General features: G+C 47.5%; 22 protein-coding genes and 1 pseudogene. 10 read left to right on the top strand and 13 right to left on the bottom strand.

The window, feature by feature from the left end; genetic code table 11:
* Nucleotides 1-53: 53 nt before the first annotated feature.
* Together ACWA2B_RS03000 and ACWA2B_RS02995 are read left to right on the top strand one after the other, a co-directional pair.
* Nucleotides 54-384 (top strand): annotated as a pseudogene (locus tag ACWA2B_RS03000) (YtrH family sporulation protein).
* Between the two features lie 12 nt (nt 385-396).
* Nucleotides 397-894 carry a hypothetical protein gene (locus ACWA2B_RS02995; RefSeq protein ID WP_029516610.1) on the top strand — a complete coding sequence of 166 codons (498 nt, stop codon included), beginning with the start codon at nt 397-399 and terminating at the stop codon, nt 892-894.
* A 42-nt stretch (nt 895-936) separates the two neighbouring features.
* On the opposite strand, the gene ACWA2B_RS02990 is transcribed toward ACWA2B_RS02995, so the two are convergent.
* The 3 genes from ACWA2B_RS02990 to ACWA2B_RS02980 all read right to left on the bottom strand — a co-directional run bounded on the left by ACWA2B_RS02990 (nt 937) and on the right by ACWA2B_RS02980 (nt 3172).
* Nucleotides 937-2271 (bottom strand): DRTGG domain-containing protein, encoded by a 1335-nt coding sequence (locus ACWA2B_RS02990; protein WP_029516609.1) that lies wholly within the window; start codon nt 2269-2271, stop codon nt 937-939.
* 199 nt (nt 2272-2470) lie between these two features.
* The gene (locus ACWA2B_RS02985; RefSeq protein ID WP_013309579.1) at nt 2471-2755 is read right to left on the bottom strand and encodes a hypothetical protein; all 285 of its coding nucleotides are present in this window, start codon (nt 2753-2755) and stop codon (nt 2471-2473) included.
* A gap of 72 nt (nt 2756-2827) precedes the next feature.
* Nucleotides 2828-3172 carry a YlbF family regulator gene (locus tag ACWA2B_RS02980; RefSeq protein ID WP_013309578.1) on the bottom strand — a complete coding sequence of 115 codons (345 nt, stop codon included), beginning with the start codon at nt 3170-3172 and terminating at the stop codon, nt 2828-2830.
* A 162-nt stretch (nt 3173-3334) separates the two neighbouring features.
* Between ACWA2B_RS02980 and ACWA2B_RS02975 the strand changes: the two genes are divergently transcribed.
* Genes ACWA2B_RS02975 through ACWA2B_RS02950 form a run of 6 tightly spaced genes read left to right on the top strand, consistent with a single transcriptional unit; the run spans nt 3335 to nt 10108 of the window.
* Nucleotides 3335-4705: a YheC/YheD family endospore coat-associated protein gene (locus ACWA2B_RS02975; protein WP_029516607.1), complete on the top strand. Its 1371-nt coding sequence runs from the start codon at nt 3335-3337 to the stop codon at nt 4703-4705.
* 43 nt (nt 4706-4748) lie between these two features.
* The gene (locus tag ACWA2B_RS02970) at nt 4749-5903 is read left to right on the top strand and encodes a YheC/YheD family endospore coat-associated protein (protein WP_029516606.1); all 1155 of its coding nucleotides are present in this window, start codon (nt 4749-4751) and stop codon (nt 5901-5903) included.
* Nucleotides 5904-5915: 12 nt separating this feature from the next.
* Nucleotides 5916-7286, top strand: coding sequence for a YheC/YheD family endospore coat-associated protein (locus ACWA2B_RS02965; protein WP_029516605.1), 1371 nt, complete (start codon nt 5916-5918; stop codon nt 7284-7286).
* Nucleotides 7283-8392 (top strand): YheC/YheD family endospore coat-associated protein, encoded by a 1110-nt coding sequence (locus ACWA2B_RS02960; RefSeq protein WP_069011206.1) that lies wholly within the window; start codon nt 7283-7285, stop codon nt 8390-8392. The genes ACWA2B_RS02965 and ACWA2B_RS02960 overlap by 4 nt, the downstream gene beginning before the upstream one ends.
* Before the next feature lie 16 nt (nt 8393-8408).
* The gene (locus ACWA2B_RS02955; RefSeq protein ID WP_039269878.1) at nt 8409-8924 is read left to right on the top strand and encodes a GNAT family protein; all 516 of its coding nucleotides are present in this window, start codon (nt 8409-8411) and stop codon (nt 8922-8924) included.
* A complete protein-coding gene (locus ACWA2B_RS02950; RefSeq protein WP_449291681.1) occupies nt 8906-10108 on the top strand; it encodes a YheC/YheD family endospore coat-associated protein in 1203 nt (400 codons plus the stop codon). Before ACWA2B_RS02955 ends, ACWA2B_RS02950 begins: the two co-directional genes overlap by 19 nt.
* Before the next feature lie 103 nt (nt 10109-10211).
* Here the strand turns inward: ACWA2B_RS02950 and ACWA2B_RS02945 are convergent, their stop codons facing one another.
* The 3 genes from ACWA2B_RS02945 to ACWA2B_RS02935 form a co-directional block, all read right to left on the bottom strand.
* On the bottom strand, nt 10212-10913 hold the full coding sequence (locus tag ACWA2B_RS02945) for an HAD family hydrolase (RefSeq protein ID WP_340884918.1): 702 nt from the start codon (nt 10911-10913) through the stop codon (nt 10212-10214).
* An 84-nt stretch (nt 10914-10997) separates the two neighbouring features.
* Nucleotides 10998-11660, bottom strand: a complete 663-nt coding sequence (locus tag ACWA2B_RS02940; RefSeq protein WP_449291680.1) for a class I SAM-dependent methyltransferase — start codon at nt 11658-11660, stop codon at nt 10998-11000.
* Nucleotides 11661-11685: 25 nt separating this feature from the next.
* A complete protein-coding gene (locus ACWA2B_RS02935) occupies nt 11686-14502 on the bottom strand; it encodes a methyltransferase domain-containing protein (RefSeq protein ID WP_449291679.1) in 2817 nt (938 codons plus the stop codon).
* A gap of 428 nt (nt 14503-14930) precedes the next feature.
* On the opposite strand from ACWA2B_RS02935, the gene ACWA2B_RS02930 reads away from it, so the two are divergent.
* Nucleotides 14931-16001 carry a glycosyltransferase gene (locus ACWA2B_RS02930; protein ID WP_449291678.1) on the top strand — a complete coding sequence of 357 codons (1071 nt, stop codon included), beginning with the start codon at nt 14931-14933 and terminating at the stop codon, nt 15999-16001.
* Nucleotides 16002-16250: 249 nt separating this feature from the next.
* Here ACWA2B_RS02930 and ACWA2B_RS02925 read toward each other — a convergent pair whose 3' ends face one another.
* From ACWA2B_RS02925 to ACWA2B_RS02895, 7 genes are all read right to left on the bottom strand, one after another.
* The gene (locus tag ACWA2B_RS02925; protein WP_029516597.1) at nt 16251-16820 is read right to left on the bottom strand and encodes a manganese catalase family protein; all 570 of its coding nucleotides are present in this window, start codon (nt 16818-16820) and stop codon (nt 16251-16253) included.
* A gap of 45 nt (nt 16821-16865) precedes the next feature.
* Nucleotides 16866-17315, bottom strand: coding sequence for a spore coat protein CotJB (locus ACWA2B_RS02920; RefSeq protein WP_081317561.1), 450 nt, complete (start codon nt 17313-17315; stop codon nt 16866-16868).
* A 1-nt stretch (nt 17316) separates the two neighbouring features.
* Entirely contained in the window at nt 17317-17541 is a 225-nt protein-coding gene (locus ACWA2B_RS02915) for a spore coat associated protein CotJA (RefSeq protein ID WP_029516595.1), read from the bottom strand.
* A 240-nt stretch (nt 17542-17781) separates the two neighbouring features.
* A complete protein-coding gene (locus ACWA2B_RS02910) occupies nt 17782-19131 on the bottom strand; it encodes a hemolysin family protein (RefSeq protein ID WP_029516594.1) in 1350 nt (449 codons plus the stop codon).
* A gap of 16 nt (nt 19132-19147) precedes the next feature.
* The gene (gene yfkAB, locus ACWA2B_RS02905) at nt 19148-20278 is read right to left on the bottom strand and encodes a radical SAM/CxCxxxxC motif protein YfkAB (protein WP_340884910.1); all 1131 of its coding nucleotides are present in this window, start codon (nt 20276-20278) and stop codon (nt 19148-19150) included.
* A 97-nt stretch (nt 20279-20375) separates the two neighbouring features.
* A complete protein-coding gene (locus ACWA2B_RS02900) occupies nt 20376-21536 on the bottom strand; it encodes an HD-GYP domain-containing protein (protein WP_449291677.1) in 1161 nt (386 codons plus the stop codon).
* Complete coding sequence (locus tag ACWA2B_RS02895) at nt 21490-22944, bottom strand: bifunctional metallophosphatase/5'-nucleotidase (RefSeq protein WP_322251417.1); 1455 nt, start codon at nt 22942-22944, stop codon at nt 21490-21492. The genes ACWA2B_RS02900 and ACWA2B_RS02895 overlap by 47 nt, the downstream gene beginning before the upstream one ends.
* A 317-nt stretch (nt 22945-23261) precedes the next feature.
* Here ACWA2B_RS02895 and ACWA2B_RS02890 point away from each other — a divergent pair, with 317 nt between their 5' ends.
* On the top strand, nt 23262-24326 hold the full coding sequence (locus ACWA2B_RS02890; RefSeq protein ID WP_029516590.1) for an HD-GYP domain-containing protein: 1065 nt from the start codon (nt 23262-23264) through the stop codon (nt 24324-24326).
* Nucleotides 24327-24469: the final 143 nt, after the last annotated feature.

Genomic DNA, 24469 nt, shown 5'->3' with positions numbered 1-24469 from the left:
GACCTCGGCGGACAAGCGCGGTCTTGATTCGTATACCTAAGGAGGAAAAGAGCATGAGCACTTTTATATCCAAAGCGATTCTCGACTTCTTCATTGCCTTCGGCATCGTGCTCGGGGGAGCCATGCTCGGCGGAATGGGAGCTGTGGTATCGCTTCAGCCGCCCACCCAGACGATGCTAGAGGTTGCCGGAAGAATTAAAATATGGGCGCTTGCCGCCGCTGTGGGGGGGGACGATGGACCCGATTCGGGTCATTGAAAGCAATATGTTGGATGGTAATTTGTCACCTGCCATTAAGCAGATATTGTATTTGATTTTCGCCTTTTTAGGCGCTCATATGGGTGCAGAGCTGGTCAAGTGGGTATGCGGCAACGGACGACCGTGAGGTGAAACGACTATGAGAGTTCCCCCTTTTGAGCGCCTGCGTCCTTTTATGCAATTGTCCTCCGTCTTTGTACTGGGTATGATTACGGGAGGCATCATCTACAACGTCATCTGGCATGCCAGCTTCAATCAGCTATGGACGAACAACCAGGATCTTCAATTCCAGCTCCAGCAAGCCGAGGAGGACAACAAAACATTGCGCAAATACAGCAAGCGCCAAACCGTTGTCAAAGAAATCAAGCTGATCGCGGAGGAAGCTTCGGCCGAAAAAATTGATCCTATCAACCTGAAGGAACTTCTTCGCCGTGTCAGTCGTGATCTGGAGGTGCTGCGTGGCAGAGATATGTTCGAGATTGACTCTGACAGCAAGCTGGTACGTATGTTGCTGCACCAAAAAAAATACACCGTTCGTGACAAGGAGTATACGATCCAGGTCAAAACGATGCTTGTAATGGAAGGCGTGCTGCAAATTTGGCTGGAAGCAAAAGAAAGATTGCCTGAAAGCCACTAGTCGATCTATTCGACTTCACACCTTACTCCGATCCATTGTAGACTAACCATGTTCAATGGAATGAAGCGTCATCACTGCTTTGCATACCAAATGATTTTCCCGTGAAATTGCAATTTCTAGCTTGCAGGTGCGGCGACTCATCTCGAGCAGCATCGGACGAAGAACGACAGCATCTTCTATCTGTACGGGTCTAATAAAATATGTCGTCAAATTGTCCAGCACATAATCCTTGCCGCTCATGTCTCTAGCTGCCCGGTAGCCCGCTTGTGTCATCACGTTGACCAGTACGCCTTCCGAGATCGTACCTAAATTGGTCGCCATTTGCGGAATGATAAACCCGCGAAAAAATAACGATCCGTCCTCATTACGCTCCTCAGCAAACCCGTTCCAGATCAGCTGGTCGAACGTCTCGCCAAGTTGCGGCTGCTTTTGGGCGTTACGCAGCGCCTCCAGCACCTCACGCCGTGTAACGGACCCGAGCAGCTTGCGGTTGCGGTCCACGACCGGCAAATAATCCACACCTTCCCACGCCATCATTTGCGCGGCTGAAGCCAGCGAGGTCTGGTAGGTGACCGTTATCGGATTGCGGATCAGACATTTATCCATCGTATGCTCAGGTTGAAGCCCCTCCACATCTTTGCGGCTGACGATACCAATTAAACGATTCCATTCATCCACGATTGCAAAATGATGATGTCCGGTCGTCACCGAAAGTTCTTCAAACTCGGTAAGCGTGCTGTTGATTTTCAAGGTCAACGTTTTCGGTTTGCCTGCCGCAATATCTTCAATCAGCATAATTTTCTTTTTGATCAAGCGGTCAAATATGGCTCTATTAATCATAGATGCCACTGTAAAAGTATCATGGCGTGAGGAAATAATCGGCAGACTGATCTTGTCTGCGAGCTGCTTAACCTCTCGGCTCGTACCGAAGCCCCCTGTGATCAGCACACCTGCCCCCTGCTCCAATGCAAGTGAATGCGCATCCTCACGGTTACCTACGATCAGCAGACTGCCTGCATCAATATAACGGGCCATGGCTTCCTCGCGCATCGCTCCGATCACATACTTGTGCAAAGGCTTCTCCAGTCCCTCACTTCCGCCCAGCACATGTCCTTCTACAATATTCACGACATCTGCAAAGGTCAGCTGTTCGGACAAGCCGCGCGGGCGCTTCTCCACTCGTACTGTTCCGATCCGTTCCTTGGTAATGACAATTCCCAGGTTTTCAGCTTCCTTCACGGCCCGATAGGCCGTTCCTTCGCTGACGCTCATTTCTTTAGCCAACCTGCGCACAGAAATTTTGGAGCCTATTTTCAACTGCTCGATATGTCGCAATAGCTGCTCGTGCTTCGTAACTGTTTCATCTAGCCCGTCCAACTCTGTTACACCCCCAACGTCCAATCTGTATCATTCTGTATCTATTATAGCACAAAATCCCTTTATTTAAGACCTTTGTTCATTTTGAGTTCTCTGCTTTGGAAATAGCAAAAAAAGCGATCCCCTCTTTTACAAGGACCGCTTCTTACTATGATTGATTTGTAATCTGAGAGACAAGCCCAAGACAAGCTAAAAAAACTCACTGCATGCTGCCTTTGTCAGCTTTTTTATCCCATTTCATCTGCCACTGCTGCATTTTGGCCCGCCGCACACGCTCCAGCGTTTTGCGCTTTTCCTCATCCACACCCAGCAAAAAATGCATGTTCGCTCCGATGACTAGCAGCGCAAAAAGTACCCATACTATCCCAAAGCCGTTGACCCAGTTCAAACCGCCTGCAAGCGAGATGCGTGGTAACGCGACCAAGACCATAGCCAGCGCAATCAGTGTATACAAACCATGTTTCCATTTTTTAAAAGAACCCAATCGTATCCCTTCCTCTCCCTGTGACTCTATGTATCTAGTCTATGAGAGGACAGGAAGGAATATGAGACAAACTTACAGAGATGAACCGTACAAATCTTGAAGGCTGTCTGCAATAATTTTGTTAACGTCCTCAATAATCACGCTCAGGCGACGTTCAGCGTCGAACAGGCGACGGATGTTGAGGTTCAAGCTAAGTACCTCGAACAGCTTCTCCATCTTTTCCATCTCTTCCTGTGCTGGCATATCGCCGCTCATCATGCGTTGTTGTACTTCCATTTGGCGTTCACGGAAATCGTCGAGCATTTTCTTGGCTTCTGGATCGGTTTCGATCAGCTTCATCGCTGACGTAATTTCCTCTACCTCTTTGCTTTCCTTCAATGCTTTCGCTAAATCATGGGCTTTGTCGTAGATGTTCATGATTGTTTATTCCTCCAATACAAGTTTAGTGTCAACATTTCACATTGTCCGTCAATCACCAAGGGATATATGTCCTCATATGATGAATCAGTGCTATTACAGCCCATTCACGTTTCCCGTTACTTTCAAGACATCAAGTTGCTGCCCGGAAGGAGATCCACGATGTCCATCAAAAAAACAACGATTCAAATCATCGGATCGGGCATCTTGCAGGATGACGTACTCATGGTCGGCGAGTCCTTGCTTCGCAAATGGAAAATATCCGCTGGCCACCCCGTTCAGCTCGCCTTCGGTTCGTTCCGCCAAGAGGTTACCGTCATATCGGTGCCCCGCTATAGCGGCCTACGTGTGGGAAGCGTGCTAGCCCGAAAAATGGGGCTTCATGCCAATTGTGATCTGCGAGTAACCTACAGCCGAGGTCGCCGGACACTTCGAGTGGGCCCACTTATTAGCGTGCTGGTCAGTCGGGACTATCCCGAACAGCCCGACAAGCCTTTCGGGTCGATCACCCTGTTCTGCCGTGAACTAGTCGGGGAATGCCGCAGACAAGGAGCATATGTGTATTTCTTCACCCCGGAGCATATCGGAAGTCAGCCCGGGCGAGTTCAGGGATGGGTGTATGACGGAGGCTGGAAAAAGACGGTCATGCCCGCCGGCGATGTCGTCAATAATCGTCTTACCTCCCGTAAACTCGAGAACAGAACTAGCGTACAGCATTTCATGAAAGAAGTAAAATCGCAGTACGGCACGACTATTTTTAACGAAAAGTTTTTGGATAAGAATGAAGTATTTGATGCGCTTAAATCAAATTCTTCCCTGCGCAAGTATTTACCCGAGTCCCACTTGCTGCAAACTTTTGTTGTTTTCAAAAAAATGTGCAACCAGTATCCCGCTGTTTTTCTCAAGCCAGTGCGCGGAAGCCTGGGTAAAGGCATAATGCGCATTAACAAGCAAACCGATGGCACCTTTTCGGTGCTATCCACAACAGCGGGCACACCCCGCAAGCAAACGTATGCCAACGTCGATAAGCTGTACAAAAGCTTGGCGGGAAAAATGAAAACAACACGCTTTCAACTCCAACAGGGACTTACCTTGATTGATCACGGTAAGCGTCCGGTCGACTTTCGTGCGCTTGTACAGAAAAATTCGTCCGGAACCTGGACCGTAACATCCATTGTCGCTCGGATCGCCGGAGGAAGCCACTTTGTGTCCAATCTGGCAAGAGGCGGCACGCTGAGTACTGTCAAGGAAGCACTTGCCAAGACCACGCTGCCCGCAACCGTTAAATCGAATGGGCATACCTCTCTCAAAACAGCAGCACTGGATATCGCAAGCGGAGTAGAAAAAGCAATTCCCGCCCATTTCGCAGAATTTGGTATTGATCTGGCAATAGACAGCACGGGGCGCATCTGGTTGCTGGAGGTCAATTCGAAGCCATCGAAGAATGACAACACGCCGTTAAATGATCAGAAAACTCGCCCGTCCGTTAAAAAAATGATTGAATACTGCTGTTATTCAGCCGGCTTCAAATGAATTCATCTCTTCCAGAGTCTGGCTGCCAAAGGAGCTGTTGTCGGTGTCTCTTGTTGTGCCAGGCACGCTGGGCGTGCTTGTTAGCCGGAATCAGGCCGCCACTCCCCCTATTACCGAAGCCGATTTTTGCCGCAGGCTAAGTCTGTTGGGCAGGCGCTCTGATCTTAGCGTAATGGCGTTTACCGTCGAAGGAGTTTCACCTGAAGATCACTCCATACGAGGTTATGTTTATCGTAACGGAGTATGGACATCCGGCCGCTTTCCGTTGCCGGATATTGTGTATAACCGCTGTCTCCATGTCCACGAGAGCCAGAATGTCAGGCGCACACTGGAAGACATGGCGGAGCAAAATTCGCGCAAGCTCATCTACTGGTCGCGTAACTTACCTGGCAAATGGCAGGTGTATCGCGCTTTGCATGCGGTAGATAAAGTACGTCCTTTTGTGCCGCCTACGGCGCCTTACCGGGACACGGCCCAGCTTGTGGAATGGCTAGGACGCCATTCGGAGCTGTTTATGAAGCCACAGACCGGAACACATGGCAAGAGCACACTGTATCTCCGGCTGGCAGAAGGAGGCCAGGGACTACTTGTACAGGGTAGAGACTCCCGTAACCGTCCGTTCCGGCGTTTGTTTCCCGAATTGGATGCAGGATTGTCATGGATCCACGGAATTGCACACAAACGCGCTTATATCGTGCAGCCTTATTTGAAATTAACAAGCCAAAGCAATCATCCCTTTGATGTTCGCGCACTCATGCAAAAGGATGGCAACGGCCATTGGCGCCTGACGGGCTTTGCTGTAAGAGAAGGCAGAAAAGGAACTCTGACTTCTAATCTGCACGGTGGTGGCGAAGCCCATCCGGCTGAGCCATACCTTCGTGAACAATTTGGCGCGGACACCACGCGTCTCATCATCGGGCAGATGAGGGCGCTGTCCTCGACCATTACCAGGGCGCTTGAGGAACGTTATGGCCGCCTTGGCGAGTTGGGAATTGATTACGGTATTGACCAGAGCGGGAACATCTGGCTATTGGAGGTTAATTCCCGACCTGGTCGGGCCGCCTTTTTTCAGACCCGTCAGCCGGAGTGCGCTTTCCAGTCGGTCAACCGCCCGCTCGAATATGCTCGATATTTAATGACCCATTCCAAAGCGACAGGGCCAAAGGGCGCGGGCGCCTCCCTTGAACATACGGTATAGGAGGATAAACAGATGAGTTTAACGCATTGCAATGTGCATTTCTCACAGCAGCCCGACAAGGTGGCGTATATATCCACTGCCTTGTTGAAAAGCCTTAAATTATCCGGAGCCAAGTCCGTTCGTCTGCGGCTCGGTAAGGATCAGATTCCCGCTACAGTAAAACCAATTCAGAAGGCGGGACGCCATCTATACTTGACCTCCGGCTTACGTAATGCAATCCGTGTTCCCAAAAGCGGGGCCATCTATTTGCGGAATCTGGATGGTGATATACAGCTAGGGCCGTTGATTGGCGTGCTGTCTGACGGTACCACCTCCACCACTCGCCCTTTCGGATCGCGCACAGGCTTTATTAAGCAACTGCTGAGGGAAGGCAGCAAAAAATCTTATATTTTTGCCTTCACCCCTCGGGATATCAACTGGCAAAATGATACGATTAACGGCTATTTTCTGTCATCCAGCGGGGAATTCACACGTAAACTTGTACCTTTGCCGGACGTGATCTATAACCGTTTGCCGAGCCGTCGCTCTGATTTTTCCCCGGCGATCAATCAACTACGCGAACGCTTTTCCCGCAAACGAATTCCCTTTTTTAACTGGAGCTTTTTCAATAAGTCCGATATCTATAATCTGCTGGAGAATAACCCAGATGTTAACCGCTATGTCCCTGAATCATATATGAATCCCAGCTCTGAACGTATCCGAGGTATGCTGGAGCGACATCAATTTGCTTATTACAAGCCAAGTGGAGGCAGTCTCGGTAAAGGAATCTATCGTCTGTCCCATGTTCCCAAGCAAGGATATTATGTGAGGTACCGTAAGAAAAGTAGCAATGTATTGCTAAAATTCGCCTCTTTTAATTCCATGCTCAGGATGCTTCACTCCAATCAGGGACAGATGTTAAAGGGTTATGTCATTCAACAGGGTATCCAGCTGATCGAGATTGACAATTGCCCGATTGATTTCCGGTTTCACATGCATAAAAATGGAAATAATCAGTGGGTCGTCGTCGGCATTGGAGCCAAAAAAGCCGGACGTGGCAGTGTCACAACCCATATCAAAAATGGCGGTTCTCTTATGACACCTGAACAGGCGTTGAACCGGGTATTCGGAGACCGGGCGGGTGAAGTGCTTCAACGTGCCAAGAACGTAGCAGTTACACTCGCTGAAGCCATTGAACACCATCACCAGCATCTATTGGGTGAAATCGGTTTTGATCTGGGCATTGATCAGGATGAAAAGGTATGGATGTTTGAAGCCAACTCCAAGCCAGGCCGATCCATTTTTCAGCATCCATCGTTGCGTGCGGAGGGTAAAGCATCCGTGGAGCATATTTTGGACCACTGTCTTTACCTCAGTAAATTCCGCAGAAAAGAGGAACTATGAATACCCGGGCGGAGCATAAGCCAGTCGTTGCTGTATTGACAGTGCACGACGAAGGGCAATTTTTCAAGGGCAATCAGCGCAATTTCAGGGATATTCTTGAAACGGGAACACGGATGGGATATCAGGTGTACATTGTTACCGTCAGGGACCTGAAACTGGCAGATGAGACGATTAAGGGCTATGTCTTCAACAAGAGCTTACAGACGTGGGAGGAACAGGATTTCCCACCTCCACAGGTCATTTATAATCGCATCCCCAACCGTAATTATGAACTTAAAACCTCTGTGCGCACAAAGTTGGATGAAATTTCACATGCCTCGGGCATTGAGCTGTACAATCCAGGCTTTTTTAACAAATGGGAACTGTTCAAGTGGTTGCGCACCTCAGAAACGACTCGTCAGCTTGTTCCGGCAACCAAACGGTTAAGCAACCTGTCTTCCTTAGGAAAAATGCTGTCTACGTATCCATACCTGTATCTCAAGCCGGAAAACGGTAAGGCCGGAAAGGGGATTATGATTCTTAAATTCCTCCCAGACCATCTAATGGCTTACAGACTGACCATTCAGCATGACAAAAAAAGTGTAACCTACAGATCTGTATCGCTATCCCGGCTGTGGGGACGTATCCGACGGGAAGCAGGCAACTCACCTTATATCATTCAACAGGGTATCGATCTGGCAACCCATCAGAAAAAACCCTTCGACCTGCGTATCCTGGTACAAAAAAATATCCGTGGCTCCTGGAGTATCACCGGAGTCGGTGCCAGACTGGCCGGTAAGGGGAGCATTACCACACATGTCCCGCGTGGCGGGAGTGTAGAGGACCCTTTCAAGCTACTGTCCTCACTGTTTGGGCCTGAGGACAGCACGGATCTACTGAACAAAGTTAAAAGTACGGCCATACAGATTGCACGTCAAATTGAACGCGCATCCGGTCTTTCTCATGGCGAAATGTCCATGGATCTGGGCGTGGATACGCTCGGAACCCTCTGGTTTTTTGAGGCCAATGCCAAACCAATGAAATTTGACGAGCCGGAAATCCGCCAAAAGTCGCTTAGACGCATATTCCAGTACAGCTCCTTTTTGGCCGGACGAATGAAATCATGATCAAGGAAGTGGAATCATGCCGCAAATTAGCGATGTTCAACATTTGCCTGCCCGGAGCTGGCTGCTGAGACGACGACAGTTGCTGTTTTTGGCCCGCAGCTCAGGGGGCATGCGCATTACTCGTAATGCTCTGCGGCAGTTGGCCGTTTTAACGCCCGAGCAATTGAACACCCCTGGCTCCTCCCTCCTGTGTGCATTTGTGCGCACGGAGAAGGGGCTGCGGATTGCCGGATTTTCCCTCGCTCTGAATTACGGGGAGGATGCTTGCATCGTAATTGTTCGTCCGCTTTACCGGGGCCGCAGACTGGGCGCTAGACTGCTGTCCGCCCAGCTCCAACAGCTGCGCCGTCTGACGTGCAGCGTAGCCGCCGACAATATGTCCAGTCTCAAAACCTGTTTCCGCGCTGGGCTTGTTGCGCATGAAATGACGACTGGACCAACCGGGAAACCCACGCTGATATTTCACGGAGAGTTATCCCAAGATAAGCAGACGGCAGAGGAAGGTGGAATGCTGTGCCAAAACCTGTCCTAGGCATCATGACTTTGTATTTGAACAACAAGAAGCAATTAGAGGAACGCGACATATATGAGCGCATGATTGCAGAAGGGAAACGGCTGGGACTGGATATGTATGTATTCACTCCTGCGGATGTCCATAAGGATCGCAGGCTGCTCCTTGCCCAAATCTATGATCCACACAGCGGAAAATGGAGCCGAAAGTGGCGAGAGTTCCCAGACATGATTTTCGACCGTTGTCGGGTACAGCGCAGTGAGCGATATCGTCAGTTGAAGCAGTTCCGATTGCAATACACAGACCTTGTATATTTAAACCGACCCCTGAGTAACAAATGGGTCATTCATCAGCAGCTTGCGAGAAGGTCTGCCTTTCGCCCCCATTTGCCTGCAACAGAGCTGTTCAGTGGATTTCATAGTGTCAAACGGATGCTCAAACAGAATTCACTAGTGTACCTCAAACCGATTAACGGTACGGGAGGCCGAGGTATTTTACGTATTGAACCTGTTAACAAGCAAGGAGGCCTGTATCTGATTGAGGGCCGCAATCGCAAACGCCATATCATTCCCCAGCAGCGGGTACGTCTAGACCGTCTGGAGCCGCGTCTGAGCAGCTGGAACATGGATAACTACATTGTTCAGGAAGGCATTCCTGTGCAGTTGCCGAATGGCAGAGTCCATGATTACCGTATGCTGGTACAGAAAAATGGCCAAGGAGTATGGGAGCTAACCGGATGCGCCGGGCGCATCGGGGCGCATCGGAGTGTCACTTCCAACCTGCATGGTGGAGGCAAGGCAGTACCGATGAGCCAATTGCTAACGCAATGGATTCGTGATGAAAGCCATAGAGAGAAAATCATCAAGCAAGGGGAAAAACTCGGACTGGACATCGCTGCGTATCTGGAAGAAAGCTACGGGGCATTGTGTGAGCTTGCACTCGATTTGGCAATTAATAAGCACGGTCATATATATGTGCTGGAAGTCAACCCGAAGCCAGCCCGCGAGGTCTTTTCGCGTATTGGTGAAAAAGAAACCTATCGCCGCTCCATCGCCAAGCCCATGGAATATGCCTTGTGGGTCTACCACACACAAATTAATCCAAAGCCTCTGGCTGACCACAAAGCAGAAGATAAAACAGAAGATAAAGCAGAAAATAAGACAGAAAATAAGACAGAGAATAAGACAAAGGAAGGCTCCGCGTAAAGTGGCTGCCTTCCTTTCTTTTTTTCATCTGTCCGACAGTACCAGCATGTTTAATTATATGGTGCGTCGAGCCTATTTATAACCAATAACCTGTGTTCCACAGTTACTCAGCGTTTTTATAAAGTGTAAGCAGTTGCGTAAAGTCTGTAATAATCGCATCGGACCCCTTCAACTCATCGTCCACACCAAATCCCGCATAAGCGCAACCGATCACCGTCTGTCCGTTCTTTTTGCCTGCTTCCACATCTGAGGAACGATCTCCTACCATCCATACGTTCGAAATATCGTGCTTGCTCAATAGAATTTCCAGCAAATTCACTTTGGAAAGCGTGCTGTACTCCCCAGCGCTGTACAGTCCTTCAAAAATGGGAACCATTTCATACGCAGCAGCGATCCCCTTTACATAGTCCTCCAGACCGTTACTAGCTACGAACAATCGGACACCTTGCTCATGAAGGGCCTGGAGTGTTTCTTTTACATGTGGATACAGGGCATGACTTCCGCTCTTCAATCCCTCCAGTTCCAGCTGAAGCAGCAGCTCGTCCGCTCTTCTATGGGCCGCTTCGCTGGCTTCCGGCATCACTCTTCTCCAGATTTCATCCAGCAGCATGCCCAAACTATTCAAAATAAGCTCCTCGGGAGGAGTCTCTCCTTCATAAAGCCCTTCGGCGCGCAGCGTATCAAACAGCTTGTGGTACGCAGGAAGCAATAGCGTCTCCGTCTGAAAAAGTGTACCGTCCATATCAAATACCATAGCCTCAGGTTTCTTCAACACAGGTGCATTGTTCATGTAGTTATCAGTCATTCCTTTCCTATGTAGGTTTACAACTCTAACCCCTCTCATGATAAGCAATAAGAGAGGTCCGTGTAAACCTCATTGCGCATACCGCTAACTCTTATATTTTTTTAAAACAGTCCTGAAACAATGCAAACCACCCCACATATCCGTGTGTAAGGCACCCCTTGGAAGGTTGAGATCCACACCATTCCAATACGAAAATCCCGCCTGCTCTATCCATTGCTCCATCGCTGATAGATCCACTGTAGGGTAATCAAACGTCAGCAGAAGCATTCCGTCATCGCGTATGGTCCGGTGAAATTCATGTAAGGCTGCCAAAGACTCCTCAGGTGTTAAATGTTCCAGCACTGAAATACATACAATTTTGTCAAAACTGGCATCCTCATAAGGCAGAGCTGTCAGATTGGCATGTGCGGAGTGGAGCCGAACCGGTAAAATCTCCTGAATGCGCTCGGCAGCCTCCTCTCCGATATCCCGCCGCACCTCGGTCAAAATGGCATCCACGGAAACGATCCGTATATCCAGATCGCAAGCATAGACCTGAGCGCAACGGCGGGCCAACTCAAATTTGAATGGATGTGGAATTCCACACGCTGCATCCAGCACCGAATCTTGACCGGACATAAATTGAAGACACCACTCATACTCATAGGGGCGACTCCACCAGCTTTGGGGGAGTCTGTAAATCATGCTGGAGGAGTTGGGGTCAGAATATACAAAAAAGCGAGACAGATACGGGTCAGACATGTTCATGGATGCTGCCTCCTTTTGGAGAGATTTAAATTACTCTTGCAACACAGCACAGTTCATGACCCCGTTTCTCGCCTTGAAGTTTGGCCAACAATCCCATTTGCTCCGTAAAGGCAAGATCACCGTACAAAGGATGGGCTTGCAGCAAGGCATCCAAACCAGAGGGAAGCTGGCGGGTAAACATAGCCACCGAGCGCAATCCAGACTTTTCCAGTAAGAGCGCCAGCGTATGCTCAGAATAATGATATAAATGATCTTCCTCGGTAAATAAAGGTGAATAAACACCATAAGCCTCATTGGTGAACGAGTTTTTGTTGGGCACTGTAATATATAACGTCCCGTCAGGTTGAAGCTGTTCGCGTAAATCTGTCAAAAATGCAACAGGGTCCGCAATATGCTCCAGCACATGCCAGCATGCTACGGCCTCGTATTTGTGATCCAGTGGTAATTCAGTATCTTCTTCTACTTCTTGTATTTCTTGTGCTTCATTCAATTCCTGCATATCACATGCTTCATCGGTTTGAGTATCTTCTTCGGTTTCACCGTTCCAGTAACCCGGCAATAAATCCACGTCATATTTGTGTTTGGCGTAAGCACGCGAGTCTATGGAAGGTTCAATACCCACTGCATCCCAGCCGGCTTGAAGGGCAGCATGGATAAATTCTCCGGTACCTGATCCAATCTCAAGCAATTTTCCTTTACCGGAGCTGAACATATCCAGTAGCATGAGTCCAAAAAGGGCATGATCCCCATAAGTTGACGCTGCTGCACTATCCCGCATAGCAACCCAATCGGCATTATAAATCTCTGCAATCATATCCTCCGGCTGTATATGATCCACATCATTACGAAAAACCAAGCCACAGGAGCCGCACCCCATCAAGGTAAAGCGTTCATAGTTATGAAATACTCCCGTGTCAGACGAACCACACAGTTTGCATTTACTATAAAATACGTTCTTTATTTCACTTTTAATTTGTAGACCGGAATTATTCATAACCTGGACACTTGAAATCTCGGCAACATCCATGGCGTTCACATCATGGGTAGCTTCATACTCTGGTGTAGTTTCTTTTTCTCCATTTATGTTGTCCTGATCTACCCAAAGCGTGAGTCGGGGGTTCGGGTCCAAAATAGATTCATATTGCTCTTTCCAGCCATAACGAGCACTTGGATCAAGCAACTGATATCGCTGAAATTTGGCCATGCGAATAGCAGGTGTACACCATCCCCAATGCTGGATGCGGTAGTTGCTGATTTCACTGGGAAGGTCAAGCACATTTTCGGGAAATCTCCCACAGTGCAAGGACTGCTCCTTCCATTTATAAGAGAACCCTTCCTTATATCGAATTAAAAAAGGACGGTAATATTGATGAGCCTGCCAATAATCATCATCGCGGTAATGCGTGGAATTCCACATATCAAACAACCTGAAACAAATCGTATCCGCTTTCGTTCCCGCTAACAAAGAATGTACCCCTTGAGCAAAACGAGATTCGAACATTTCGTCAGCATCCATATTTAATATCCATTCCGGAAAAGAAGCCAACGTCTCTCTCCACTGTTGCTTACGTAGTTCCAATTCATTGCTAAAAGAAGCTGTTTCATTGCGTATTAAACGTAATGGGATTCCCTTTAGGATCTCACGGCACAACTCTCCGCTATCATCCTGACTGCCATCATCAATAATGACCGCTTCATCAATATATTCTCGATGACTCCGCAGCACGTCAATGAGCTTGCGATCTGCCTCATTGTATACCGTCATGGTCAGCGTCAATTTGGGTTTGGAGACAGGCGGCGTATGAAGTTCACTTTGTCGTGGACCAGGGAACGTTTGTGGTATAACAAAAGAATCTGCCGTGTACTTGGCAAAGACAGCTGACTCACGGAGGTCATACGGTATAACAGGAGGTTCAGGGAACTTAGATGGACTTGATGATGCAGAAGGATTGAAGGCAGGAGAGTTAGTAGAAGTATCGGAGTGATTTAGATATGCTAAATGTTCTGATTGGTCCGTATGAACAGCGCTCGTTGTAAAATAATTTAGGGTGAATAGTAGCTGCTCTGCCTTCATTCTGTCCGCTTCCCGGTACAGATGCATCGCCGGATAGTGTGTATCCACAAAAAGTGGAAATCCAAATGCAGCTGCCCGAATACAGAAATGTCGATCTTCTCCCCAATAGGAAACGTTTTTGATTTTACCAAAGTGAATCCCTGCTTCCAGTGCACGTCTGCGGATTAGGGTACAAGCACCTAGACCCCCCACTTCGTACAAACCAGGAACATGCAATTGGTGTATAAAATGCAACTCGCGTTGTGCTCGCTCCTCTGCCGACAACACTTCGCCTTCTTCACGATGGAACAAATTATATTCATCACTAACCCACACCTGAGGCAATAGAGGCCCCTCCGGCTGCCAGCGTGTCCAGAAAATCTCAGATACAATATCCTTCTCCGCCTCCACCAGCTTACATAAGGTACGGGAATGGAGAATCAGGTCTGAATCGACTAAAAACAGCGCGTCATAATTATGCTGAAGTGCATAATCAATAAGACGATTTTTAAAGCCGGCCACTTTCCAGACGAGAGCAGGCGGCCAATAATGAGTGTGCTCATCACTTCGGTTCTCCACTTGCTGTGAGCCTGTCAACAAGGGCAAAACCCTGCCTGGTAGCCGATTGGAGAAATCGGCAAGCCATTGGCTTGAAGTCGGATTGTCATTATCATCGACAAATAAATAATCGGGCAGCACATCAGGTGCCTCCAGTCGCTCTAAAGCTTGAATAAATAAAGACAATATTTCCGGTTTCTGGTGCACCGGGCTACCGATTAGTATACGCATGATTCAACGCCTCCATCAGGCAGAAGCCTCATAACCGTTCCCCTCCATATCCTAAGGCATACCATAATTGCAACCGAGCGATATGGGAGTGAGCGTAGTATGAATGGACTTGCACCTGGAAATATCAATGAAAACGACATCCATACAAAAATACAATCTTACCATCCAAACAACTACTCTTTTTCAGTTTTCCACCCGTTTTCTAACTACATTTAGCCATCAAATTTATTTCCCGGTCGCTTGATAATATCGAATTTCGCACAATCTCCTCCCCCTCATATCAGACTTTGATTTTCTAATTTATTAGAGCAAGACTGAATTTATGATTATCACCATCCTCTCAACGAGCCCTCGGAATTACTACATAATGAGCAAGCTATCCTAATAAAATGGAGATTATACCAAGTTTTTTGGGAGGGACAAAGAGCATGGTAACTGTCAGCTTATGTATGATTGTCAAAAATGAAGAAGAAGCCCTTCATACCTGTCTGAAATCAGTCCATGACCTGGTAGATGAAATCATTATCGTAGATACTGGTTCCACTGACAGTACCCAAGAGGTCGCTGCATCGTTCAATGCTCGGGTATACCATTTTGAATGGTGCGATGATTTCTCTGCAGCCCGCAATTATGCGTTTGATCAGGCAACGCAAGAATATCAATTTTGGCTGGACGCTGATGACATACTGGAAGAAAAAGACCGAATATCATTTCTCAACTGGAAGAAACAAGCCACCCTCTCCTATGACAGCATTACGATGGATTATGTGCTGTCTGTAGATGAACAAGGACAGCCGTTGTATAAGCTCAAAAGAAACCGAATTGTGCGGCGTGATCAAAGATTCAGATGGATCGGCTTTGTGCACGAATTCCTGCATGTGACTGGCAGCACCTTTCACAGTAATATAGCGGTGACTCATAAAAAGACACGTGCCTACACTGATCGTAATTTGCATATATATCTCAAGCATCGGGAGCAAGGCACTGCATTTTCTGAGCGAGATCACTACTACTTCGCAAATGAACTATATGATAACGGACGCATACTAGAAGCCATCCAGCAGTACGAGCACTATCTGGGACTCGATCAAGGATGGATTGAGGATCGGATTGCTGCTTGCTTTAAGCTAGCGGATTGCTACGCCCACCAGGGTCAAAAACAGGAGCAGCGTATGGCTCTGCTTCGCACACTTAACCTTGATGTACCACGCGCCCAGTTCTGCTGTGTCTTTGGCAATTTGTTGATTGAAGACGAACAGTATACTCAAGCCATTTACTGGTTTCACCAGGCAACGTTGATAGAGCCTCCACAAGATGTGATGGCCCTAACCAATTCGTCGTACTATACCTGGTTTCCACACTTGCAATTATGCCTGTGTTACGACCGAATCGGTGACATCGAAAAGGCAAAATCGCATCATCGCATAGCTCAGTTGCACCACCCTACTCATCCAAGTGTTTTATATAACGAGAAGTATTTCGCACAACTGAAGCAATAGGGATGAGAAAGACGCGCCGGGGAAAGGTCGTTCAATGTAGCCGACCTTAGTCATCATGCCGATATGTGCTCGGCACGATACCCGGCGGACAGCCTGCAATTTTTCGGGGCTTTTATTTTTACCCCCTCTTATATATAAATGCCCATTGCTGCTCCTCGGGAAGGACCATTTCATTAGCTTAGATTACTTCAAAAGAAAAAAAGTCTCCTGCAAGCTTAAGCTCACCAAGAGACCTCGTATATCATTTTATCAGAACACTTTCTTCCGGTCTCTTTCCCCCTTCAAAATTTCCACTGACTCACGGAAACGGAGCGAATGGATTATTTCACGTTCACGTAGAAACTTCAGACTATCTTGCAAATCCACATCGTCTGTCAGATCAATCAGCCACTGATATGTAGCTCGTGCCTTTTCCTCTGCCGCTATGTCCTCATATAGATCGGCAATAGGATCGCCTTTGGCTTGAATATAAGCCGCTGTAAAAGGAACTCCGGCAGCGTTTTGATAATACAGCGCATGGTCGTGTGCCGCATAATATTCACCCAGACCGGCAGCCTTCATTTGCTCTACGCTCGCATCCTTGGTCAGCTTATAAATCATAGTCGCAATCATCTCGAGATGCGCAAATTCCTCCGTGCCTATGTCGTTCAGTACACCAATCACCTTATCGGGAATCGTATATCGCTGATTCAGATAGCGCAATGCCGCTGCCAGCTCGCCATCCGCTCCACCATACTGCTCCATAAGCAGTTTGGCCATATGAGGATCACATTTGCTGACACGTACGGGATATTGCAGTTTCTTCTCATATACCCACATTCATGTCCCCTCCTTTATAAAAGGTTGTTAAAAGGTTGTACCTGCCTAGACCTGCCACGGCCAAGGGGATTGACTCCACTCCCAAGGATACTTGGAATAGGCACGACCAAAATTTTGTAAAGGCCCATATAGCATCTGATACTCGTTAGCAATCGCCGTTCTTTCCTGCGTCAGCTTATTGAACTGCTCGATGGCCTGTAAATCATCTGGGTGCGTATTCAGATACAAATTCAGCTCCACCAACACAAAATCCACCGCTTGGAGCTTCTCCAGCAACGCATAAAACTGGGCATCCCCCGGCTTGGTTTGGGACGTGCAGCCTTGGGTCGGGTTTCCGGCTTGACTATAGCCCTGAGTTTGGTTCTGATACTGGTTCTGGTATGGATACGGATTTGAATAAGGGCTTTGATATGGATTCGGCTGTTGCTGTCCACTCTCATGCTGATTTTGCTGCTGGAATTGGAATGGGGACTGACCCTGATTTGGATTCTCCATTCTATTCGCCTCCCCCCTGGTTTCTTCTAGGCTCATAAGGGCTGTAAAGCAAAGGCCATAGCGTTCCCTTCGTCAGCGCCTCATCTGGACTGAATTGCGGTAGACCAGGGGGCTGAAATTGCACAAACAAGTTTGGCGGAAGCACATAAGTCTTGCACAGAACGGGCGGACACGGATCGAACGGGCCGACAAACGGGGCATACTCACCTTGCTGTGGAAATTTCACGGGCCGGGACCTCCTTTGGTTGATCCATCTGCTTTACTATTCAACATATGCCGCATCGCCCAAGTCTCGAACAAAAAATCACAGATAAAAATAATTGTTCAAAAAAAATAACTATAGAACTATTTCTAATCAAAAAGAACCTTTAAAACCACGGTAACGTGGATCTAAAGGTTCTTGCTTCAGCACACTATAATAACTTACATACCTGAACTGATCTTACCTATCTCTGTGGATCAGGACTCAATCGGTAGAAAGCTCATCTTCAATCACAGGCTCAGGCTTGCGGTGAATCTTCACTCTCATTATGCGAAGCCTTGTTGCTTCCTCCACCTCGAAGGTAAGGTTATAAAACTCAATTTTCTTCCCTTTCACCGGAATGCCTTCCAATTCCTTAAACAGCCATCCTCCGATGGAATCTACCTCGTCGTCTTCGATGTTTACTCCAGTCAAATCATTGACATCCTCAATGAGCATACGACCGTCCACAGAGATGAAGTTCTCCTTGATTTCCACGCTTGGGCGTTCATCCTCAAACTCATCATAGAGATCCCCGACGATTTCCTCCAAAATTTCCTCCGCTGTCAGCAGCCCGGCCGTTCCGCCGTATTCATCTACCACGAGAGTCATTTGGGAATGTTTTTTCTGCATAAGGCGTAGCACGTGACTCACTTCCATAGACTCCGGCACATTCAAAATAGGACGTACCACCGAAGCCAGATCCAGTTGTTCCCCCTGCTCAGCTAGCAGAAGATCCGTGATATGGACAAAACCGATAATCTGGTCTTTATCCTCAACCGCTACCGGGTAGCGGGAATGCTTGGTCTCGCTGATAATCTTGAGATTTTCCTTAAACGACAAATTCGTATACAAACAATCCATATCTGTACGCGGCAGCATGATTTCACGTGCAAGCAAGTCGGAAAAATCAAAAATATTATCCATCAGCTTAATTTCGTCCTTATCAATCACACCGCTTTTGGCGCTCTGATTCATCAATATACGAATCTCTTCCTCTGAATGAGCCGCTTCGGCTTCACTCGCCGGCTGAATCCCGAATGCACGCAACAGCAAGTTTGCCGCAGCATTCAATACCCAGATCACAGGTAGAAAGACCTTATAAAAAAGCAGCAAAGGCGCCGATAAAAACAACGCCACACCTTCAGTCTTCTGAATCGCTAAAGACTTGGGAGCCAATTCCCCCAATACAATATGCAAAAAGGTAATTACGCAAAATCCGACGACAACGGATATCGTTGTAATCAGGGTGCCGTCAGTTACACCGAGTTTGTGCATGAGTGGCTCTATCAGGTAGCCGGATATTGCTGGCTCTCCAATCCAACCCAAACCCAATGAAGCCAGCGTAATGCCCAATTGGGTGGCGGACAGATAAGCATCCAACCTTTGGTTCACCTTCAGCGCATAGCCTGCCAGGCGATGACCCTCGCTTTGGAGCTGCGTCAATCGGGATTGGCGCATTTTGACCAACGAAAATTCTGCGGCCACAAATACACCATTTAGAAAGACAAGCAGCAGTACCAAGAGGAGATTCACAGCTAGCAATCCCCAATGAAACTCGGTATGACCATCCAATACGAACTCCCCATTTCTATAGTTGTAATGCTTTTCTTGATTTAAAGTCTATTCCTTTGTAGTACATATCCGCTACGAGCAGGTTCGGTCCACAACAGGCAGCAGCATCACAATGACAGTTCACAGTCTGATTCAACGGATGCTCATTCAGCCATTCACCAAAAATATCGTCCAGACTGTCTTCCTGAATGTTGCCGAAAGCCGGAATGTCTGCAAAATCCGTCACATACACGCTACCCGTGAACATATTCACATTCACACGGTTTCTTCCGTCTGGATCATTACGCACCGTAATATTCGGTTCCTGACGCAAGCGGCGAAGCAGTTTGCGGTCTTCTTCCCGGTCCGAACAAGCAAAGAACGGTAATGTGCCAAACAACATCCACATGTCCTGATTACGTACATCCAGCAGCTTATGGATAGAGTTCCGCATGTCGTCGAGTGAAAGCACAGGCAAAGCAGAGGCAAAATTTGACGCATACATTGGATGAACCTCATGCCGTCGGCATCCCATTTCGTTGATCAACTGATGAATGCCCTCCAGCTTCGTGTGTGTCCGATAATTAATCATGGATTCAGCTGAAATGAACATTCCCATTTCACTTAATCTGCAGGCATTCTCGATCATTTTTTCATACAGGCGAACAGCACCCGCACGTGGGGTCGGCCGGCCTGTATTTGCAAAACCCACTTCATAAAAATCGTCCGCATTCAAATAGTTAAACGAAATATGCATCACATCTAGATAAGGAAGCATCTTCTCATATCTGCGAATATCTAACGTCAGATTGGAGTTGATTTGCGAGCGAATACCGCGCTCTTTGGCGTATTTCAACAGTGGAACGATCACTTCATCCACTGTTTTATCGAGCAAAGCAGGTTCCCCGCCTGTAATACTGATGGTCTCCAGATGCTCGACTTCATCCAGACGCTTCAGCATTAGGTCTAACGGAAGGAAAGGGGCCTCCTTCATAACCAGCATGTCGCCAACAGCGCAATGCTCACAGCGCATATTACACAGATGCGTTACGGTCATTTCCACACTCGTAAGCAAATGACGACCATGTGTACGCAATGAGACAATCGGGTCCCACGGATCATAGGTTGGCGATATTTGGGGTAGCGTGTTATTTTGTAGAACTGTCATTATGTTTTCACCTTATTTCTGTTATTAACCTCAAAAGACGTATAATTATCATATCATGATGTGTAAAGTGTCTGCATGCTTTCTTCCACATCATCTGCTAATCTACGTGTACTCCTCCGAAAGGGGCCAGAGTAGCACCCAATGTATTTGTAATCATAACCGAGAGGGATATGGACAAATCCACATCATAAGGTGCTTTCACTTCCTGCCCATCCCGGTCCCTTACAATGCGAATGACGGGTCTTTGCGGGATTTTGGAATGTATACGCACCACGACCCCCTCTTCCCCTGTGTTGAGCACCACAGAGAGTCCCAAGGGGTAAATAGCTACACAGTCACGAAAGGCTTCCAGCATTCGCTGCTCATATAACGTTCCTGCCCCGGCGTACAGCACTTCCATCGCCTCATAAGGCAACAAAGCCTGCTTGTATATCCGACTTGCTGTCATTGCGTCGTACGAGTCTGCCAGGCCGATCCATTTCGCATATTCGTGGATCTGGTCCTTTTTCCAACCGTGTGGGTATCCGCTGCCGTCAATACGCTCATGATGCTGTAATGCACAATGAGCCGACAACAAGGGAATTCCAGGTTCGTCTTTAAGCAGCTTGTAGCCGATCACCGTGTGTGTTTTCATATGCTCATATTCCTCGTCGGTCAATTTGCCCGGCTTATAGAGTACTTGAGGTGAAATTTTCATTTTACCGATATCGTGCAGTAGTGAACCTATTCCCAACTCCATCAGCTGATTGTTATCGTAGCCGTTGGAAATTCCCAGTACAAGTGAATATAGACATACGTTCAAAGAATGATGATACAAATCCTGATCTGCGGCCCCAATATCCATCAACATAATGACGGCGTCCTGCCGGCCTCCAATATCGTCCAGAATAGATTCCATCACCTTATAAAATGACTTGCCAAAATATTTGTGCTTATGATCTACGGAGTAGGATGACAACCCTTGAAATTGCTTTTTGATTTCCTGTAGCGCCGCCGCCCTTGTCTGTTCATGGATCATCTCAGGAATGACGATATCTTCTGTCACAGCATCCTCAATGTATACATATCCAATACCGACTTGGCCTAGACGTTCAATCAATCGCGAAGTAAGCTCAACACCTTCCGAGAGCAGCACCATTCCATTTTCATTGTATATTTTTTTGCCCAGCTTCATGCCGGCTCTCAATAATGTAACAGGTACCAGTCGCAGCTTAATCCTCTCCCGATTGTTTTGATACCTGAAGCCACCTAGCTGCAAAACATTCTTCCATCGCGCCCGGACGCTTCAACTCCATTTCAATCAAATCCCGTAAAAATTCTGGAAGCATAAATCGGAGATCTGTTCCGTTCGCAAGCACCTCATAACCTGCTTTGAAAGTGAACATATCCAACGTGCCCACTGTGTATTCCTCATGCTCTTCCAAAGGTTGACCTGCTACACGAATGTCCGTTACTTTTTCATAAGGAGCACGGCCAGGGTCATACTGAATAGCCAAGCCTTCCACACACATCGTACCAAGCACTTTGCCTCTGAAGCCAAAGCCCGTCATAGGCTTGTCCGCAAATTCAGGCAGCAAAGACTGCTCCAGCGCCAACCGAATATCGCTCCCCCGCAACTTCATAACACAGGCATTAATCGGTGAAGGGCATAAGGAATGCAGGATTCCTTTACTGATATCCCCTTGAGGTAATGGGCCGAGCAGTTGTCCCGCATTGACGAGGGCAATTTCTGTTCCTGTAAAATGGGACACCGATTGTGCCAGCATATTCCCGAAAGGGGATTCCTGATCATATGCGATCTCCAGTTTCCGATCCGTCACAGCAACCGTGCTCTCCATGGCGCGCTCTGCTTGTCTGCGATGCACCACAATGGCCGATGCCACTTTTTCGTCCAGTCTTGTCAGATCCACAGGAACTACACCGCCTGACGTGACTCGAAACGGTTCGAGGCTATTGTTACGACTTAACGTCACTTCACCCAGCAGCGTTCCGAACTTACCCGCCCCACATAAAGCTGTTTTCCCGATCCAAAGCGGTTCCTCCAGCACATGATGGGTGTGACCTCCAAGGATAACGTCAATTTCAGGAAATTGCGACGCTAACTTTTTATCGGAAGGTAGACCCAGGTGCGACATCACGACCAAAACATCAACCTGCTTTCTCAGTGCCGCGATCTGCTTCCCCAGCACATCAAACGGATTGAGCACATCCCAGCCCAGCAATTGATAATACTCTACAAAAGGAGCCGTCACACCAAGTAAACCGACCTTGATTCCTGCTTTGTCTACAATAAGGGATTCCTTCATCCACGCAGGACTCATCCCTGTGGCACACTCAGTCATATTGCCACATATGACCGGACAATGAATGCCCGCATATGCCTGTTCAATCATATCCGGGGTAAAAGTCAGTCCCTCATTATTACCGATCGTAATGGCATCATATCCTGTTAGATTCATCACATCCACATTTGCCCCGCCTAGCGTTCCTTCCGTTTCGGGGGCCATCCGGTCCATGTGGTCTCCTATGTCAAGCACAAGTAGCGCATCCCCTAATGCAGCTCTTCGTTCATTAATCATCGCGGCTATCGAAGGCATACTGCCAAAATGACTATGGATATCATTGGTATGCAAAATGGTCAACGTTTGCCGAGTCGTCATCTCCATAACCGCCCTCCTCTATATTTTATATATCGACTTTGGAGCTTCTAATGTTTAAGCATATCATGTTATTTAGCAATATGGTACATATGGGTGCACATAGTCCTTAAGCTTCGCTGTAGTCTCTGGGCAATCTCATATTACAAACATAGTGAAAAGTATTGGCGTTATCTACTGTAGGTATCTGATAGGAATCGGGTTCCTGGGACCTATTTTACAGCTTGGAATAATAGTAAATTAGTCGTTGTCATCCCATATAATTCTTGATATATTAAGTTTGTTTCGTATTTTCAACAAATTTACGACAATAAGGAGGTTAGCGCATGAGAGTACACGTTACCGATGCCAAGCCAGGAGATCGCCTCAAATCCGATACATACAATGGGCACGGTGTGCCTGTCATGGTTCAGGGCACCGAGCTACAGCATGACGATATTTCCAAGCTCATTATGCACGGTGTCGATTATATCGACATTGATGCCGGTTCTGCGAGCATTCCGGTTGACTTTGCCCCCGATGTTCCAGCTTCCCCCGAGTCCCTCAAACGTGCCGTTCCTCTCATGGAGCAGACGATCAGTGGCTTTGAAAGCATGTTTCTCGAAGCTTCCTCAACTGGCAAATTTGATGAATATCGAGTTGATGAGCTGTTCGGCCCTCTCGTTTCAGAGCTAGCTCGTCAAAAAGATGTCGTATCTCTGCTGTTAATTATGGAACGGGGAGATCACTATACCTATAATCATTCTCTCCAAGTAGGCGTACTGTCATATTACATTGCCACATGGCTTGGATATACGGAAGAAGAAGCATATGCCGCCGGTAAAGCTGGATATTTACATGATATAGGCAAGTCCATGATACCCGATGAAATTTTGAACAAACCGGATAAACTGACACCTGAAGAATTTCATGAAATGAAGAAACATTCGCTATATGGCTATGATATTATTCGCAATTCAACCAGCGATGAGATTTCTGCAATTGTCGCCTTACAGCATCATGAGCGTGAAGATGGAAGTGGATATCCCCATGGTCTGTTCAAGGAAGAAATTCATCCTTTTGCCAGCATAACAGCTATTGCCGACGTGTATAGCGCGATGATTTCCAATCGTGTGTATCAGACGAAGCAGGAGCTACTCACCGTATTACGCGAGCTGCACAGTATGAGTTTTGGACATCTAAACCCAGAAGCTACCCAAGTGTTCATCAGACACATGCTTCCTAATTTCATTAATAAGCAGGTTCTGTTGACTACAGGTCAGACAGGAACGATCATTCTGAACAATCCTGCTGATTACTTCAGACCCTTAGTAAGAATTAACGATGATGAATATGTAGATTTGTCTAGGGAACGCCATGTATCCATTGATGAAATTTATTTGGAATCCTGATCCGCTACTGCCTCCCGGCGTTACTTCGGTGGAACGAAATGTTTTGCCGAAGCACAGACTACGCGAATAAAAAGAGACTGTCCTTGATTCGTAGGTTCTTCTACGAAGGACAGCCTCTTTTTAAGTTACGGATATTAACCTCG

The sequence above is a fragment of the Paenibacillus sp. CMM36 genome, from assembly GCF_053570945.1.
Note: the sequence above shows the minus strand (reverse complement) of the source record. Positions and strands in the feature narration are given on the sequence as shown.